The following is a 16,041-nucleotide window of genomic DNA, read 5'->3' as shown; positions in this document are numbered from 1 at the left end:
GCGGGGGAACTGCGGGAAATGCTTATGGCAAAACGTGGCGCCTCAGCCGGCAAACCTGGCGCGCAGCCTGTGCTTTTCCACCTTGCCCGATGGCGTGCGCGGCAAGGCGTCGACAAAGCGCACGTGGCGCGGCACCTTGTAGCCGGCGAGCTGCGCCTTGCAATGGGCGATGACCTGCTCTGCATCGAGCGTGGCGCCAGCGCGCAGCACCAACAGCGCCATGCCGGTCTCGCCCCAGCGTTCGTCCGGCGTGCCGATCACGGCGGCCTCAGCCACGCCCGGCAGCTGGAACAACACGTTCTCGACCTCGGCGGGATAGACGTTCTCGCCGCCGGAGATATACATGTCCTTGGCGCGGTCGACGATGTAGTAGTCGCCCTCATCGTCGCGCCAGGCGATGTCGCCGGAATGCAGCCAGCCGTCGCGGATCGCGTTGGCGGTCGCTTCCGGCAGGTTCCAGTAGCCGGGTGTGACACCCGGTCCCTTGATCAGCAGTTCGCCGCGCTCGCCGGGTGCGACGTCATGGCCCCGCGGGTCGACGATGCGCGTCAGCATCGACCCCACCGGCTTGCCGATGGTGCCGATCTTGCGGCGCGCGGTGTCTTCGTCGCAGACAAAGACCGTAGGACCGGTTTCGGTCATGCCGAAGCCGAAGCAGATGGTGACGCCCTTGGCCAGGTAGGCTTCCAGCAGCGGCCGCGGCACCGGCGAGCCGCCCGCCGACATGTTGCGCACGCCGCAGAAGTCCGCCTGCGCGAAGCCCGCGTGCTGGCTCAGGAACAGGTAGACCGCCGGCACCGCGAAAAACATGGTGATGCCCTCGCCCGATTTGCTGTCGAGCCGGTCCAGCACGACCTGCGGCTCGAACTGCCGCATGATGTGCACCGTGCCGCCGGCGTGCAGCACCGGGTTGGCATACAGGTTCAGGCCGCCGGTATGGAAGAACGGCAGCACGTTCAGGAATACGTCGTCGCGCGTGATCTTGTTGGCCAGCATGGCGTTGACGGCGTTGAAGAACACCATGCCATAGGTCTGGATCACGCCCTTGGGCTTGCCGGTGGTGCCGGAGGTGTACAGCAGGTGCCAGACCTCGGACTCGTCGCGGCACGGCATCTCGATGATGCGGCCCGAAGCGGCATCGAGCACCGCTTCGTATTCGGTCCAGCCACCTGGCACATCGGCCGCCTCGTCGTCGGCAAGATGCAGGACCGCGCGCAGCGGCACGGTGCGCGCCAGTTCGGCGGCCACGGCCAGGAAGCCGTCGCCGGCTACCAGCACCTCGGGCGTGCAGTCCTGCAGGATCGGCAACAGCTCCGCAGCGGGCAGGCGCCAGTTCAGACACACCATCACCATGCCGGCCTTGGCGCAGCCGTACAGCATCTCGAAATAGTCGGAGCTGTTGTGCGCCAGCACGGCGATGCGCGTGCCTGGTGCCAGTTGCAGGCCTTCCGCCAGGTATTCGGCGAAGCGGCTGGCGCGTTCGTCGAACTGGCGATAGGTCACCCGGCGCCCGCTTTCCACGTCTACCAGCGCGACCTTGTCGGGAGTGTGCTGTGCGTTCTTGTGCAGCCAGTCGATCACGTACATTGCGCGGGCCTCCGTTCAGGTTGCCACGTCCTGCACGGCACGATTGCCGCGCAGCCGCCCCACCACGCCCTGCGGGAAATAGTAGACGCTGAGGATGAACAGCAGCCCCAGCCACAGCAGCCAGCGGTCCGGATGCAGCAGCGACGACAGCAGCGGCAGCGCCGCGGTGGCGTCGCTGGCCAGTTTCATCACGTCCTGCAGGTAGGTCTGCGCCACCAGGAACAGCACCGTGCCGATCACCGCGCCGTAGAGGGTGCCCATGCCGCCGATCACCACGATCAGCAGGATGTCGACCATGATTTCGAACGACAGCGACGTATCAGGACCGTTATAGCGCAGCCACACCGCCATCAGCACCCCGGCCAGCGTGGCGAACATCGCAGACAATACCGTCGACACTGTGCGGTAAACCACAGTGCGGTAGCCAATGGCCTCGGCACGGAAGTCGTTCTCGCGGATCGCCTGCAGCACGCGGCCGAAGGGTGAGTTGACGATGCGCAGCAGCGCCAGGAACAACACCAGCGCGCCGGCGAACACCACGTAATAGCTCAGCAGCTTGCCGGTCAGGGGCACGCCCAGCAGTTCGGCCTCGCCGATCGAGAAGCTCGGGCGCAGCACCTCGGGCACCTTGAAGGTCAGCCCGTCCTCGCCGCCGGTCCATTCCGACAACTGCGAAACCAGCGTGGCGAAGGCAGTCGCCACCGCCAGCGTGATCATCGCGAAGAAGATCGCGCGCACGCGCAGCGAGAACAGGCCGATCAGGAAAGCCAGCAGCGCCGAGACCGCCAGCGCGCCCACGGCGCCCACGGCGAGCGCGCCCCAGCCCGGCTCCATCCGCGACATGGCAATGGCCACGCCATAGCCGCCGATGCCAAAGAACATCGTATGCGCGAACGAGACGATGCCGGTGTAGCCGAGCAGCAGGTCATAGCTGGCTACCAGCACCACGAAGATGCAGATCTTGGCCGCCATGTTCAGCGCCCGCGCGCCGGGGAAGGCGAACGGCGCGCAGGCCAGCGCCAACAGGATCAGCAGCAGGATTACGGTCAGCACGCGGCTGCGTGGCAGGTCGCCGGAGAGAAGTCGGATCATGGTCGTGTCGCTCCGATCAGCGCCGTGCCACCGGGAACAGCCCTTGCGGGCGCCACAGCAGGATCAGCATCATCAGCAGGATGTTGGAGAACAGCGCAACCTTCGGGAACAGGAAGCCGGTGTAGTTCGCCATCAGGCCGACCAGCAACGCGCCGACGAAGCAGCCCGTGGTCGAGCCCAGCCCGCCGATGATGATGACGATAAAGATCAGCACATTGACCTGCGCCCCGATCGCCGCGGTGATGTTCTGCTGGTACAGGCCCCACAGCACGCCGCCCAGCCCGGCCAGGCCGGCGCCAGCCACGAACACGCCGATGAACAGCCGGCGGATGCGGTAGCCGAGCGCCTCGACCATCTCGCGGTTCTCCACGCCGGCGCGGATCAGCAGGCCGATGCGGGTGCGGTTGAGCAGCAGCAGCATCGCGATGAAGATCACCAGCCCGAGCACCATCGCGATCAGCCGGTACTTCTCGATCGCGGCATCCCCAAGCAGCACCGCGCCGCGGAAGGTGGTGGGCACCTGCAGCGCGATGGTTTCCGGGCCCCAGATCGCCTTGATCAGCTGCTCGGCGACGATCATGCCGCCCATTGTGATCAGGATCTGCTTCAGGTGCTGGCCGTAGACCGGGCGCACCACCACGCGCTCGAAGAAGAGGCCTACCGCGCCGGCCGCGACCATGGCGGCGGCGATCGCCAGCGCGAAGACCGCCAGGTTCTGCGCGAGGCTGTCCGCCTCCACCCAGCCGGCCATCGGCAGCAGCACCGATGCCGCCACGTAGGCTCCCAGCGCGATGAAGGCGCCGTGGCCGAAGTTGAGCACGTCCATCAGGCCGAAGACCAGCGTCAGGCCGGAGGACACCACGAAGATGATCATCCCCATCGCCAGCCCGGCGATGGTCAGCGTGAGCCAGGTGGAAGGACTGCCGACCAGCGGGAAGGCCAGCAGCATCAGCAGCGGCGCCAGGGCCAGCGGGGTCCAGTCGAGCCGGACCCTGGGCAGGGCCGCCGGCGGTGCGGTGGGTAAGGTCGTTGAAGTTGTCATGGGTCTCCGTCCTGCCGCGGCTGACTCTCCGCGTTCGGTGTGCTCCCTCTCCCGCTTGCGGGAGAGGGAGCAAACAATCGGTCTCGTCGAAGCGTCCTGGCTACTGGTGCGCCGCCAGCGACAGCCCCAGCAATTGCTGCTGCAGCCCCTCATCGCCCGCCAGCGCCGCCATCGTCCCCGCATGCACGGTGCGTCCATCATCCATCACCGCCACCGTATCTCCCACCGACTTCGCCATGTTGAAGTTCTGCTCCACCAGCAGGATCGATACTTCGGTCTGCTTCAGCTCGCGGAATACGTGGATCATGTTCTGGATGATCGCGGGTGCCAGCCCCTTGGTGGGCTCGTCGACGATCAGCAGCTTGCGCGGCTCGATGATCGCGCGCGCCACCGACAGCATCTGTTTCTGCCCGCCCGACAGCACGCCGGCACGCTGGTGCCAGAAGGTCTTCAGCGCCGGGAACATGCGAAACACCCAGTCCAGCCGCCGCTCGTCGATGGCCCCGCTGCGCGCGGCCAGGCGCATGTTCTCGGCCACGGTGAGGTCCGAGAACACGCTCATGTTCTCCGGCACGTAGGCGATGCCGGCCTGCGCGATCGACGGCGTGCTGTGGCGCGTGATGTCCGTGCCGTCGAAGGTCACCATGCCCGCGCTCGCCTGCCACAAGCCCATGATGGTGCGCAGCGTGGTGGTCTTCCCGGCACCGTTGCGTCCCAGCAGCATGGTCACGCCGCCGCGCGGCACGTCGAAGCTGACGCCGTGCAGGATGTGATACGGGCCGATATGGGTCTGCACGCCCTGCAGCCGCAGGATCGGCGTGGCGAGTTGCGCGTCAGCCATGGTTGCCCCCCTCCTCCTCTGCCATGCCGAGGTATGCCTGTTGCACCACGGGCGACGCAATCACCTCGGCCGGATCGCCGTCGGCCACGAGCGTGCCGTTGTGCAGCACGATGATCCGGTCGGCCAGCGAGCGCACCACGTCCATCTTGTGCTCGACCAGCAGCACGGTCTTGCTGCGGTCCTGGCGGATCTCGCGGATCAGGTCCAGGATCACCGGCACCTCGTCCACGCTCATGCCCGCGGTCGGTTCGTCGAACATGAACACGCGCGGCTGCAGCGCCAGCAGGATGCCGACCTCCAGCTTGCGCTGGTCGCCATGCGGCAGCGACGCCACCGTCAGGTGCTGCTTGCCCGCCAGCGCAACGCGCTCCAGGATTGCCAGCGCCTGCGCGCGCACGTCGCGGTGGCTGGTCCACATCGAGAACAGGTCGATGCCGCGCTGCTGCCGCGCCTGCACTGCCAGCCGCACGTTCTCCAGCACGCTGAGTTGCGGGAACAGGCTGGTCAGCTGGAAGGCCCGGCCAATGCCGCGCCGGGTCCTCTGCGACACCGGCAGGCGGGTCACGTCCTCGCCGTCGAGCAGGATCTGCCCGGCAGTGGACGGCAACTGCCCCGAGACCAGGTTGAAGTACGTGGTCTTGCCAGCGCCGTTCGGGCCGACGATGCAGGTCAGCTCGCCCGGCCGGAACGCGCACGACACCGCATTGACCGCGACATGGCCGCCGAAGCGGATGGTCAGCTCGCGCGTCTCGAGCAGTGGCCGGGCGCCGGCCGCCGCTGCCTTGCCGCGCTGCGCAGCGGACGATTGCGACGCCGGCAGGCCGGCAGAGCGGGCGGAGGGGGCGGAGGGGGCGGAAGAGGCTGGCGCGCTCATCAGCGTTGGTTGCGCACGGGCACGTTCATTTCTTCGGGCTTGATCTCGCGCACGAGTTCAGGCACGCCCCAGGCAAAGGCCGGGTCCACCTTGATCTTGAAGTGATACATCGACTGCATCGCCTGGTGGTCTTCCTTGCGGAAGGTCATCTTGCCCTTGGGCGTCTCGAACGACATCCCTTCCATCGCCATGATCAGCTTGTCGGTGCCGGTGTCGCCGTTGGTCTTCTTCAGCGCCTCGACCAGCGCGATGCCCGCGGTCATGCCGCCGGCGGTGAAGAAATCGGGCGGCGCCTTGAACTTGCTGTAGTGGTTCGACACCAGCCACTCGTTGGCCTTGTTCTTGGGAATGCCGAAGTAGTAGTACGTGGCCCCCTCCATGCCGGGGAAGTTCTTGTAGCTGGCCATCGCCGGCAGGATGTTGCCGCCGGTGGCGATCTCGATGCCGTAGCGCCTGGGATCGAGATCGGCGATCTTGAACGGGTTGCCGGCACCGGCCCAGATGATGAAGATCACCTTGCGGCCGGGCTTGTCCTTGAGCGAATCGAACAAGCGCTGCGCACCGGCGGTGAAGTCCGTGGTGTTGGTGGGCAGGTATTCCTCATGGACGATCTTCGCGTTCTTGAGCGCGCCCTTGAACGCCTTCACGCCATCACGGCCGAAGGCGTAGTCCTGCGCCAGCGTGGCGATGGTCACGCCCGGCTTGTCCAGCGCCACGGCGTTGGAGATCGCGTCCTGCGACGAATTGCGGCCGGTACGGAAGATATAGCGGTTCCACTTGTCCCCGGTGATCGAATCGGCGACGGCGGGCTCGACCAGCAGCACCTTTTTGTATTCCTCGGCCACGGACAGCATCGCCAGCGCGGTACCGGACGAGGTCGGGCCGACAGCGATATCGGCGCGGTCGTCGCTGTAGGCGGCAGCAAGCTGTGCCTTGGCCACGTCGGGCTTGCCCTGCGTATCCTTTTCGATCACCACCAGCTTGTTGCCGTTGACGGTCATGGTGCCGTTGGTGGCGTATTCCAGGCCCATCAGCAGACCGGTCTGGGTCTGCTTGGCATACGCTTCCAGCGCGCCGGTCTTGTCGTAGACGTGGGCGATGCGGATGTCCTTGGCCAGCGCGGCGCCGGTGGCAAGAAGGCCGGCGGCCATGACCAGGGCGCGTACGGCGAGGGGGTTGCTTTGCATGGCTGTCTCCTGTGTTCGCTCTCTTTGTGTTGGTAGGGCTGGAACCTGCTGCAACTGCGGGAATGTCTGCTGCCCGGCTACTCTCGCGTTCGCCCGGCAAGGAAGCGGCGCATGCCGTCGGCGGTCTCCGCCCTGGCAATCTGCGCGACGAAGGCGGCGCGCTCGCGTTCAAGGCCTGCTGCCAGCACCTCGGCGTCCCAGCGCAGCAGCGCGCGGGTGCTCGCCACGCTGCCAGGCACCTTGTCCGCCAGGCCGCGCGCCAGCGCGATTGCATCGGCCTCTGCCGCACCGGGTGCCGACAGCGCGCAGGCCAGGCCATGCGCGACGGCATCCGGCGCCGCGACGACCGTGTTGTTCAATTGCCAGGCGCGCGAGCGTGCCGGACCGACCAGCTGCGGCAGCATCGCCGTCCAGCCACCGTCCGGGCTGAAACCCACCACCGTATAGAACGGTGCGATGCGCGCATCCTGCGCCAGCACGGCCATGTCGCACGCCAGCACCAGTCCAAGCGAGCCACCGGTCAGCCAGCCCTCGACGGCCGCCACCACCGGACAGCGCAGCGCCGCGAGGCGCAGGATCGAACGGTTCAGCAGCGCGAGCAGCTCGCTGGCGTAAGCGGCTATGCCATCGCCTTGCGCCGCGAAGGCCGCGACGTCGCCGCCGGTCGAAAAATTGCGCCCGGCATGCGTAAGAACCACGGCGCGGATCGACGTGTCGGCATCGATCTCGTCCAGCGCGGCCAGCAAGGCTTCCAGCAGCGCCGGCACGAGGCTGTTGTGCCGCTGCGGCCGGTTCAGGCGCAGCAGCGCCACGCCGTCCCTGCGTTCGAGCAAGACCAGCGAACCTGCGGCCATGGTCATCGCGGCTGCAGGCCGTGGGCGATCAGGTCGAAGGCAGTATCGACCACCTTCTCCATGGAGGCCGGACGCTTCCAGCGTGCGTAGCGCATGCCCAGGAAGTTGCTGATGCCGATCAGGCACCAGGCGCGCACCTCGGCATCGCCGGGGACGATCTCGCCCTGCTCTTCGGCGCGCTCCAGCCGCCGGCTGTAGAGTTCGGCAAAGACCTGGAAGTAGCTGCTGTAGATGGTCTCGTCCACCGAATACGAGTCCAGCACGATGCGATACAGGTTCTTGTGGCGCGAAACGAAAGAGAGAAAGGCCTTCAGGCCCAGCCGCTCGGCTTCCATCTGGCTGGCGGCATTGGCCACGTGCTTGCGCAGGTGGGCGCGCACCAGTTCCAGCATATGGCTGACCAGCGCGCGGAAAATATCTTCCTTGTCCTTGAAGTAGAGGTAGAAGGTGCCCATGGCGACCTTGGCTTCCTGCGTGATCTCGGAGATCGACGCGGCGTAGTAACCCTTCTCGCCGAACACTTTTTCCGCGGCGCGCAGCAGCGCCGCGCGGGTCTTCTGCCCGCGCGCGGTCTTGGGCGGGCATATGCCGCCGGCGTGGGCCATGTCGGGTGCTTCGCGGGCTTCGCCGACTTCGCCGACTTCGCCAGTCTCGGTCTGGGACATCTTGTCTCCGGTGGCGCTGCGCGCCTTGTCATTGGAATGCCGGCCGCCTCGGGTCACGCCGCAGGCACCTCCTCGCGCCTGCCGCCATCCCGGGAACCGATATGCAGGCAAAACCTGATATCTGATTCATGTTTCATCGTATAAATTGACTGGCGTGGATGTCAATAGAGGGGCACCCTGCCCCCGTTGCACCAATTCCTACCCACCGCCTGGAGAGACACGTCCTTGGACGCTCCCGATTCGGCATGTGACACCGCCCCCGCCCCGCCCTTTGCTACCCATCCGGCGCATGGCCTCTTGCCGGGCTGGCGCGAAGCCGGCGACGGCCAGCCGCTGCTGCTGTTGCACGGCTGGTCCGTCAACGGCGAAGCCTTCGACGGCCAGCGCGCGCTGGCGCGGGCGGGATTCCGGGTGATTGCGCCCGACCATGCCGGCCATGGGCTGTCGCGGCACGCCACCGGCACCACCATCGCGGCGCTGGCGCGCGATGCCGCGGCGCTGGCCGGCCATCTCGGACTGTCCGATGTGGTGGTGGTCGGCTGGTCGATGGGCGCGATGGTGGCATGGAGCCTGCTGCGTGACCATCCGGGTTGTCCACTGGCAGCGGTCGGCAGCATCGACATGACGCCCCGGCTGGTCACCGACCCGCAATGGCCGCACGGCCTCCACGGCCATTACGACATGGCCCAGGCCATGCAGATGGCGGCGCGCATCCGCGCGGACTGGCCGCGGCTGGCGCCTTCGGTGGCATTGGGACTGTGGGCGGCAGGACGGCGCCCCGATGGCGCGGCGATGCAGCACATTGCGCGGATGGCGGAGAGCTGCGAGGCCGGCACGCTGGCCGCGCTATGGGAGGACATGGCGAGGCAGGATTTCCGCGACACGCTGCGCGCGGCGCGCGTGCCGTTGTTCCACCTTTATGGCGAGGCCAGCCGGCTTTATGCGCCGGCGGTAGGCATCGCCACGCACGCATTGCAGCCCGATGCGGGCCTGGGCGTAATCGCCGGCGCTGGCCACAGTCCGCACATGGAGCAGCCGCAGGCATTCAATGCCGTGCTGCGCTCGCTCATGGATCAGGCCAGCACGCGGTAAGTCCAGAGCCCCACCGCGGTCAGCAGCAGCGAGCCGCCCAGGTGCAGCAGCAGGTGCATCGCTGCCCAGCCGTAGTCGCCGGCAAGCAGGTTGGCAAGCACCTCGCTGGAAAAGGTCGAGAATGTGGTCAGGCCGCCAAGGAAACCGGTGATGGCCAGCAGGCGCCATTCCGGCGGCAGGCCGGCGTGTGTATCGAAAAAACCGACGGCCAGCCCGATCAGGTAGCCGCCCAGCAGGTTGGCGGCCAGCGTGCCGTACGGCAGCGCGGGGTTGAGCGCATTCCACAGCACCGAGAAACCCCAGCGCAGCCATGCCCCCGCCGCGGCGCCGACACCGACGGCAACAAACCCCAACGGCCCCATCAGGGCTTGTCCTCGCCGCTGGCGTTGATCGACGTAATACCCCAGCGCTTCAGCGCGTCTTCATCGGTCACGCGCGCGTCGACCCAGCGCGCCCCCTCCGGCGTTTCTTCCTTTTTCCAGAATGGCGCTTCGGACTTGAGGTAGTCCATGATGAATTCGCAAGCCGCGAAGGCATTGCCGCGATGTTTCGATGCGACCGCGACGAGCACGATCTGGTCCAGCGGCAGCAGCGGGCCGACGCGGTGGATGATGGTGACGCCCAGCAGTTCCCAGCGCGCGCACGCCGCCGCTTCGATCTGCGCCAGCGCCTTCTCGGTCATGCCCGGGTAGTGCTCCAGCTCCATCGCGCTGACGGCGCTGCCTTCGCTGACATCGCGCACGGTGCCGATAAAGCTGGCCACGGCGCCGACCTGCGGGTTGTCGGCGCGCAGTGCCGCGACCTCGGCGCCCAGGTCGAAATCCTCGCGCTGCACCCTGACGCTCATCTCAGCCTCCGGTAACTGGCGGAAAGAATGCCACTTCACAGCCATCGGTGATCGCCGTATCGGGGCGCGCCACCGCGTGGTCGACCGCCATACGCAGCGCGCGGCCTTCGGCCAGGGTCTCGGCCCAGGCGCCGCCGCGCTGGCGCAGCCACTGGCGCAGCTCGCCCACGGTGCGCACCTCGGCCGGCACCTCGGCGCGCTCCTCGGCCACGCCGAGCTGTTCGCGCACGCTGGCGAAGAATCGTAGTTCGATGGTCATGACTGCCTCTGTGTACTTGCTGGTAATGCGGGCCGGCTATGCAAGCAGGCCGTCAAACGGGATGAACTGCACGGTATCGCCGCGCGCGATGGCCTGGTGGGGCGGGTTGTCGATCAGCCCGTCGCCCCATACCGTGGACGTGAGCACGCCGGAGCTCTGGTTGGAGAACAGGTCCAGTCCGCCTTCGCGGTTGATGCGCGCGCGCAGGAACTCGTTGCGGCGGTCGCCCTTCTTCAGCTCGAAATCGGCGCGCAGCGGCAGGCGGCGCGGCGCCACGTCGGCCACGCCCTGCAGGCGCAGGATGAAAGGACGCACGAACAGCAGGAAGGTGACGAAGCTCGACACCGGGTTGCCCGGCAATCCCAGGAAGAACGCCGGGTTGGCGCCCGCGCCGGTGACCTGGCCGAACGCCAGCGGCTTGCCCGGCTTGATCGCGATCTGCCACATGTCTAGGCGCCCTTCGGCTTCGACCGCGGGCTTGATATGGTCTTCCTCGCCGACCGACACCCCGCCCGAAGTGATGATCAGGTCGTGCCCCTGCGCCGCACGGCGCAGCGTCTCCCGCGTGGCGGCCAGCGTATCGGGCACGATGCCTAAGTCGCTGACCTCGCAGCCCAGGTTTTCCAGCAAGCCGCGCAGCGTGAAGCGATTCGAGTTGTAGATCGCGCCCGGCTTGAGCGGCTCGCCCGGCATCGCCAGTTCATCGCCGGTGAAGAACACCGCGACGCGCACGCGGCGCACCACGTCCAGCTTCGCCTGGCCGACCGACGCGGCCAGGCCCAGCGCCTGCGGCGTCAGTCGCGTGCCCGCGGGCAGGATCACGCTGCCGGCCTCGATGTCCTCACCCGCGCGCCGGATCCATTCACCGGATTGCGGCACATGGTTGACGATCACGTCCTCGCCTTCCGCCGTGCATTGTTCCTGCATCACGACCGCGTCGGCACCCGGCGGGATCAGGCCGCCGGTGAAGATGCGCGCGGCGGTGCCGGGCTGCAGTTCGGAACCGACATGCCCCGCCGGAATCCGCTGCGACACGCGCAGCCGCGTACCCCCTGCCGGGATGTCGGCGGCGCGCATGGCGTAGCCATCCATCGAAGTGTTGTCCGCCGGCGGCACGCGCAGCGTGCTGGTCACGGGCGCGGCCAGCACGCGGCCGTTGGCGTCAAGCGTGTCGACCTGCTCCGCCTGCGCCAGCGGGCGCGCGGCCGACAGCAGCGCATCGAGCGCCTGGGCCATGGTCAGCATCGGGGGACGGGAAGGTGCTGCGGCTTGGGTCATGGTGCGATGTGCACAGTGTGCGAAGAGGGTTGGCTGCCCATGAAAAACGGCCCGCGTATTGCCTCCACCCATGAGGGGGAAAGCAATACGGGGGCCGAGCATCGGGCCCGCAGCCAGATTGTAGCGAGTTGGCGCGGACACGGCACGCCGCGGTGCCGCAGCGTGCCCATGGCGCCGACGCGCTTACAGGCCGGTGCGGCCGGCGATATAGGCCTTGACCTTGGCGGCGTCGGCCGGCATCACTTCAAAGCGCTGCGGCAGGCTCTCGATGCCTTCGAACCTGGCCGGACGCTCCGGCTCGTGCCCAAGCGCCTCGCGGATGGTGTCGGCGAACTTGGCCGGCAGCGCGGTTTCCAGCACCACCATCGGCACGCCGGCACTGAGATGCTCTCGCGCCACCTTGACGCCATCGGCGGTGTGGGTATCGATGGTGATGCCATAGCGCGACGACATGTCGCGGATGGTCGCCACCCGGTCCTCGTGCGTGCTGCGGCCCGAGACAAAGCCGAACTCGCCGCGGATGCGGTCGAATTCCGGCGTGCCCGACAGGTCGAAGCCGCCCTTCTCGTCCACGTCGCGGAACAGCGCGGCCAGCTTGCCGGCGTCCTGGCCCAGCAGGTCGAACACGAAGCGCTCGAAGTTCGAGGCCTTGGAGATGTCCATGCTCGGGCTGGAGGTGTGGTAGGTCTCGGACGACTTGCGCACGCGGTAGGCGCCGGTGCGGAAGAACTCGTCGAGCACATCGTTCTCATTGGTGGCGACCACCAGCTTGTCGATGGGCAGGCCCATCATGCGCGCGATATGGCCGGCGCAGACATTGCCGAAGTTGCCCGACGGCACACAGAACGACACCTTCTGGCCGGGGCCATCGGTCGCGAGCAGCCAGCCCTTGAAGTAGTACACCACCTGGGCCACCACGCGCGCCCAGTTGATGGAGTTGACCGTGCCGATCTTCTGGCGCGCCTTGAAATCGTGGTCGTTGGAGACGGCCTTGACGATGTCCTGGGCGTCATCGAACACGCCTTCGATGGCGATGTTGAAGATGTTGGGGTCCTGCAGGCTGAACATCTGCGCGGTCTGGAACGCGCTCATCTTGCGGTGCGGGCTCAGCATGAACACGCGGATGCCGCGCTTGCCGCGCATCGCGTATTCGGCGGCGCTGCCGGTGTCGCCGGAGGTGGCGCCGAGGATGTTCAGCTCCTGGCCGGCGCGGGCGAGCGCGTACTCGAACAGGTTGCCGAGCAGCTGCATCGCCATGTCCTTGAAGGCCAGCGTCGGGCCGTTGGACAGGCCCAGCAGTTGCAGCTTCGTGCCGCCCTCTTCGCCCAGCGTGCGCAGCGGCGTGATGTCGGCGGTGTTGTCGCCCTCGCGCGCGTTGCAGTACACCTCGGCGGTGTAGGTCTTGCGCGTCAGCGCGCGCAGGTCCTCGGCGGGAATGTCGTCGCAGAACTTGCGCAGGATTTCATAAGCCAGGTCGGCATATGGCAGCTTGCGCCAGGCCTCCAGCTCGTCGGCCGTGACTTGCGGATACTGTTTCGGCAGGTACAGGCCGCCATCCGGGGCCAGGCCGCCGAGCAGGATCTCGGAGAACGATTGCGGCATGTCATGGCCGCGGGTCGACTGGTATTTCATGTGTGCGGTACGGTAGCTGCGCTTAGTTCAGTTCTTCCATGCGCAGGCGCGTCACGGCGGACAGCACGGTCGGCAGCGCCTCGATCTTGGCGATGGCGGCGTTGACGTGCTTCTCGCGCGTGATGTGCGTGAGGATGATGATGTCGGTCTGCGGCTCGCCTTCGCGCGATTCCTTCTGCAGCATGGCGTCGATCGAGATGCCGCCCTCGGCCAGGATGCGGGTGATCTCGGCCAGCACGCCGGTCTCGTCGGCCACGCGCATGCGCAGGTAGTACGAGCTGTTGATCTCTTCGATCGGCAGCACCGGCACGCTCGACAGCTCGTCCGGCTGGAACGCCAGGTGCGGCACGCGGTGGTTCGGGTCGGCGGTGTGCAGGCGGGTCACGTCGACCAGGTCGGCGATCACGGCCGAGGCGGTCGGCTCGGCGCCGGCGCCCTTGCCGTAGTACAGCGTCGCGCCCACGGCGTCGCCCTGCACCAGCACGGCGTTCATCGCGCCTTCCACGTTGGCGATCAGGCGCGAGGCCGGCACCAGCGTCGGATGCACGCGCAGCTCCACGCCGTCTTCACGGCGGCGCGTGATGCCCAGCAGCTTGATGCGGTAGCCCAGTTCCTCGGCGTACTTGATGTCGGTGGCGGACAGCTTGGTGATGCCTTCCACGTGGGCCTTGTCGAACTGCACCGGCATGCCGAACGCGATCGCGCTCATCAGCGTGACCTTGTGCGCGGCATCGACGCCCTCGATGTCGAACGTGGGATCGGCCTCGGCATAGCCCAGCTGCTGCGCTTCCTTCAGGACCACGTCGAAATCCAGGCCCTTGTCGCGCATCTCGGACAGGATGAAGTTGGTGGTGCCGTTGATGATGCCGGCGATCCACTGGATGCGGTTGGCGGTCAGGCCCTCGCGCAGCGCCTTGATGATGGGGATGCCGCCGGCGACCGCGGCCTCGAAGGCCACGATCACGCCCTTCTTGCGCGCGGCTTCGAAGATCTCGTTGCCATGCACGGCCAGCAGCGCCTTGTTGGCGGTGACCACGTGCTTGCCGTTCTCGATGGCCTTGAGCACCAGTTCGCGCGCCACGCCGTAGCCGCCGATCAGTTCGATGACGATGTCGATGTCGGGGCGGTTGACGACCTCGTTGGCGTCGCTGACGATCTCCACTTCCCCGTTGGTCAGTTCGCGCGCGCGTTCGGTGTTGAGATCGGCCACCACGGCAATCTCGATGCCGCGGCCGGCGCGGCGACGAATTTCTTCCTGGTTGCGCTTGAGCACGTTGAACGTGCCGCTACCGACGGTACCGATGCCGAGCAGGCCAACTTTGATGGGGTTCATGGACAATCTTCTGAGTTGCTAAGGATGGGTTGCGGCGCGGCCCGCGAAATCAGGCCGCTGCCTTGCCGTGGCGTTTTCGGTACGCCTCGAGGAAGCGCGCGATGCGGTTGATGGCCTCGCGCAGGTCTTCCTCGTGCGGCAGGAACACGATGCGGAAATGGTCGGGCTTGGCCCAGTTGAAGCCGGAGCCTTGCACCAGCAGCACCTTGGACTCCTGCAGCAGTTCATAGATGAACTCCTGGTCGTCCTGCACCGGGTACATCGACAGGTCCAGCTTCGGGAACAGGTACAGCGCTGCCTTGGGCTTGACGCAGGTCACGCCCGGGATCGCGGTGATCAATTCATAGGCCAGGTCGCGCTGGCGGCGCAGGCGCCCGCCTTCCGCAACCAGGTCGTTGATGCTCTGGTAGCCGCCCAGCGCGGTCTGGATCGCCCACTGGCCCGGCACGTTGGCGCACAGGCGCATCGACGACAGCATGTTCAGGCCTTCGATGTAGTCGATGGCCGGGCGCTTGTCGCCCGACACCACCATCCAGCCTGCGCGGTAGCCGCACGAGCGGTAGTTCTTGGACAGGCCGTTGAAGGTCACCGTCAGCACGTCGGTCGACAGCGAGGCGATCGAGGTGTGGGTGACGCCGTCGTACAGGACCTTGTCGTAGATCTCGTCGGCGAAGATGATCAGGCCGTGCTCGCGCGCGATGGAAACGATCTCGAGCAGGAGCTCATCCGAATACAGCGCCCCGGTGGGGTTGTTCGGGTTGATGATGACGATGGCCTTGGTATGCGGCGTGATGCGGGCGCGGATATCGGCCGGATCGGGCATCCACTCGTTGGCCTCGTCGCAGATATAGTGCACCGGCGTGCCGCCCGACAGGCTGACCGCGGCCGTCCACAGCGGGTAGTCGGGCGCCGGCACCAGCACTTCGTCGCCGGTGTTGAGCAGCGCGTTGACCGCCATCACGATCAGTTCGGAGGCGCCGTTGCCGACATAAATATCGTCCAGGCCAACGCCTTCGATATTTTTTTGCTGGGTATAGTGCATGATCGCCTTACGTGCAGCGAAAATGCCCTTGGAATCGGAATAACCTGCCGAATTCGGCAGGTTTCGCATCATGTCCTGCTGAATCTCTTCCGGCGCGTCAAAACCGAATACGGCCAGGTTGCCGATATTCAGCTTGATGATCTTGTGCCCTTCTTCCTCCATCTGCTTGGCCTTTTCCAGCACCGGACCGCGGATGTCGTAGCAAACGTTATTGAGTTTGTTGGATTTCTGGATGGGTTTCACGGCAATGTCGGGGCAGGCTGTCGGGCAGGGATAGTGTGCCGCGTCGGCGGCACCGGGCAGAATATCTGGCTAAATCTGAACGAACGCGGAGGCACCGTCCGCTGCAATGCAACGCGGACGTGGCCCGGGCGTGGCAAACAGGGAGGCAAAAGCTATAATTTATCGGATTATGA

Annotated in this window: 16 protein-coding genes; 1 reads left to right on the top strand and 15 read right to left on the bottom strand. The window is 66.6% G+C overall.

Features of this window, described 5'->3' with window-relative positions; translation table 11 throughout:
* Nucleotides 1-42: 42 nt before the first annotated feature.
* The 8 genes from K309_RS0123700 to K309_RS0123665 all read right to left on the bottom strand — a co-directional run bounded on the left by K309_RS0123700 (nucleotide 43) and on the right by K309_RS0123665 (nucleotide 8,142).
* Entirely contained in the window at nucleotides 43-1,587 is a 1,545-nt protein-coding gene (locus K309_RS0123700) for an acyl-CoA synthetase (RefSeq protein WP_029048724.1), read from the bottom strand.
* Between the two features lie 15 nt (nucleotides 1,588-1,602).
* Nucleotides 1,603-2,679, bottom strand: coding sequence for a branched-chain amino acid ABC transporter permease (locus tag K309_RS0123695; protein ID WP_029048723.1), 1,077 nt, complete (start codon nucleotides 2,677-2,679; stop codon nucleotides 1,603-1,605).
* A 16-nt stretch (nucleotides 2,680-2,695) separates the two neighbouring features.
* A complete protein-coding gene (locus K309_RS0123690) occupies nucleotides 2,696-3,721 on the bottom strand; it encodes a branched-chain amino acid ABC transporter permease (RefSeq protein WP_029048722.1) in 1,026 nt (341 codons plus the stop codon).
* A 100-nt stretch (nucleotides 3,722-3,821) separates the two neighbouring features.
* Nucleotides 3,822-4,562 (bottom strand): branched-chain amino acid ABC transporter ATP-binding protein, encoded by a 741-nt coding sequence (locus tag K309_RS0123685; protein ID WP_029048721.1) that lies wholly within the window; start codon nucleotides 4,560-4,562, stop codon nucleotides 3,822-3,824.
* The gene (locus K309_RS0123680) at nucleotides 4,555-5,319 is read right to left on the bottom strand and encodes an ABC transporter ATP-binding protein (protein WP_029048720.1); all 765 of its coding nucleotides are present in this window, start codon (nucleotides 5,317-5,319) and stop codon (nucleotides 4,555-4,557) included. Before K309_RS0123680 ends, K309_RS0123685 begins: the two co-directional genes overlap by 8 nt.
* Before the next feature lie 116 nt (nucleotides 5,320-5,435).
* The gene (locus tag K309_RS0123675; protein WP_029048719.1) at nucleotides 5,436-6,623 is read right to left on the bottom strand and encodes a substrate-binding domain-containing protein; all 1,188 of its coding nucleotides are present in this window, start codon (nucleotides 6,621-6,623) and stop codon (nucleotides 5,436-5,438) included.
* A 77-nt stretch (nucleotides 6,624-6,700) separates the two neighbouring features.
* Entirely contained in the window at nucleotides 6,701-7,483 is a 783-nt protein-coding gene (locus K309_RS0123670; protein WP_029048718.1) for an enoyl-CoA hydratase/isomerase family protein, read from the bottom strand.
* Complete coding sequence (locus K309_RS0123665; RefSeq protein WP_029048717.1) at nucleotides 7,480-8,142, bottom strand: TetR/AcrR family transcriptional regulator; 663 nt, start codon at nucleotides 8,140-8,142, stop codon at nucleotides 7,480-7,482. The genes K309_RS0123670 and K309_RS0123665 overlap by 4 nt, the downstream gene beginning before the upstream one ends.
* A 225-nt stretch (nucleotides 8,143-8,367) precedes the next feature.
* Between K309_RS0123665 and K309_RS37200 the strand changes: the two genes are divergently transcribed.
* Complete coding sequence (locus K309_RS37200; protein WP_156914435.1) at nucleotides 8,368-9,234, top strand: alpha/beta fold hydrolase; 867 nt, start codon at nucleotides 8,368-8,370, stop codon at nucleotides 9,232-9,234.
* Here the strand turns inward: K309_RS37200 and crcB are convergent.
* From crcB to K309_RS0123625, 7 genes are all read right to left on the bottom strand, one after another.
* Nucleotides 9,216-9,596 (bottom strand): fluoride efflux transporter CrcB, encoded by a 381-nt coding sequence (gene crcB, locus K309_RS0123655; protein WP_029048716.1) that lies wholly within the window; start codon nucleotides 9,594-9,596, stop codon nucleotides 9,216-9,218. The genes K309_RS37200 and crcB overlap by 19 nt on opposite strands.
* Nucleotides 9,596-10,081: a molybdopterin synthase catalytic subunit MoaE gene (gene moaE / locus K309_RS0123650; RefSeq protein ID WP_029048715.1), complete on the bottom strand. Its 486-nt coding sequence runs from the start codon at nucleotides 10,079-10,081 to the stop codon at nucleotides 9,596-9,598. The genes crcB and moaE overlap by 1 nt, the downstream gene beginning before the upstream one ends.
* 1 nt (nucleotide 10,082) lies before the next feature.
* Nucleotides 10,083-10,340 carry a molybdopterin converting factor subunit 1 gene (gene moaD / locus K309_RS0123645; protein ID WP_029048714.1) on the bottom strand — a complete coding sequence of 86 codons (258 nt, stop codon included), beginning with the start codon at nucleotides 10,338-10,340 and terminating at the stop codon, nucleotides 10,083-10,085.
* Nucleotides 10,341-10,376: 36 nt separating this feature from the next.
* Nucleotides 10,377-11,618 carry a molybdopterin molybdotransferase MoeA gene (locus K309_RS0123640; protein WP_035878247.1) on the bottom strand — a complete coding sequence of 414 codons (1,242 nt, stop codon included), beginning with the start codon at nucleotides 11,616-11,618 and terminating at the stop codon, nucleotides 10,377-10,379.
* Between the two features lie 183 nt (nucleotides 11,619-11,801).
* Nucleotides 11,802-13,250 (bottom strand): threonine synthase, encoded by a 1,449-nt coding sequence (gene thrC, locus K309_RS0123635; RefSeq protein ID WP_029048712.1) that lies wholly within the window; start codon nucleotides 13,248-13,250, stop codon nucleotides 11,802-11,804.
* A gap of 22 nt (nucleotides 13,251-13,272) precedes the next feature.
* On the bottom strand, nucleotides 13,273-14,583 hold the full coding sequence (locus tag K309_RS0123630; RefSeq protein ID WP_029048711.1) for a homoserine dehydrogenase: 1,311 nt from the start codon (nucleotides 14,581-14,583) through the stop codon (nucleotides 13,273-13,275).
* A gap of 49 nt (nucleotides 14,584-14,632) precedes the next feature.
* Entirely contained in the window at nucleotides 14,633-15,868 is a 1,236-nt protein-coding gene (locus K309_RS0123625) for a pyridoxal phosphate-dependent aminotransferase (RefSeq protein ID WP_029048710.1), read from the bottom strand.
* Nucleotides 15,869-16,041: the final 173 nt, after the last annotated feature.

It is taken from the genome of Cupriavidus phytohabitans (assembly GCF_000426345.1).
Classification (GTDB): domain Bacteria; phylum Pseudomonadota; class Gammaproteobacteria; order Burkholderiales; family Burkholderiaceae; genus Cupriavidus.
This window is presented reverse-complemented; position numbering and strand designations above follow the sequence as displayed.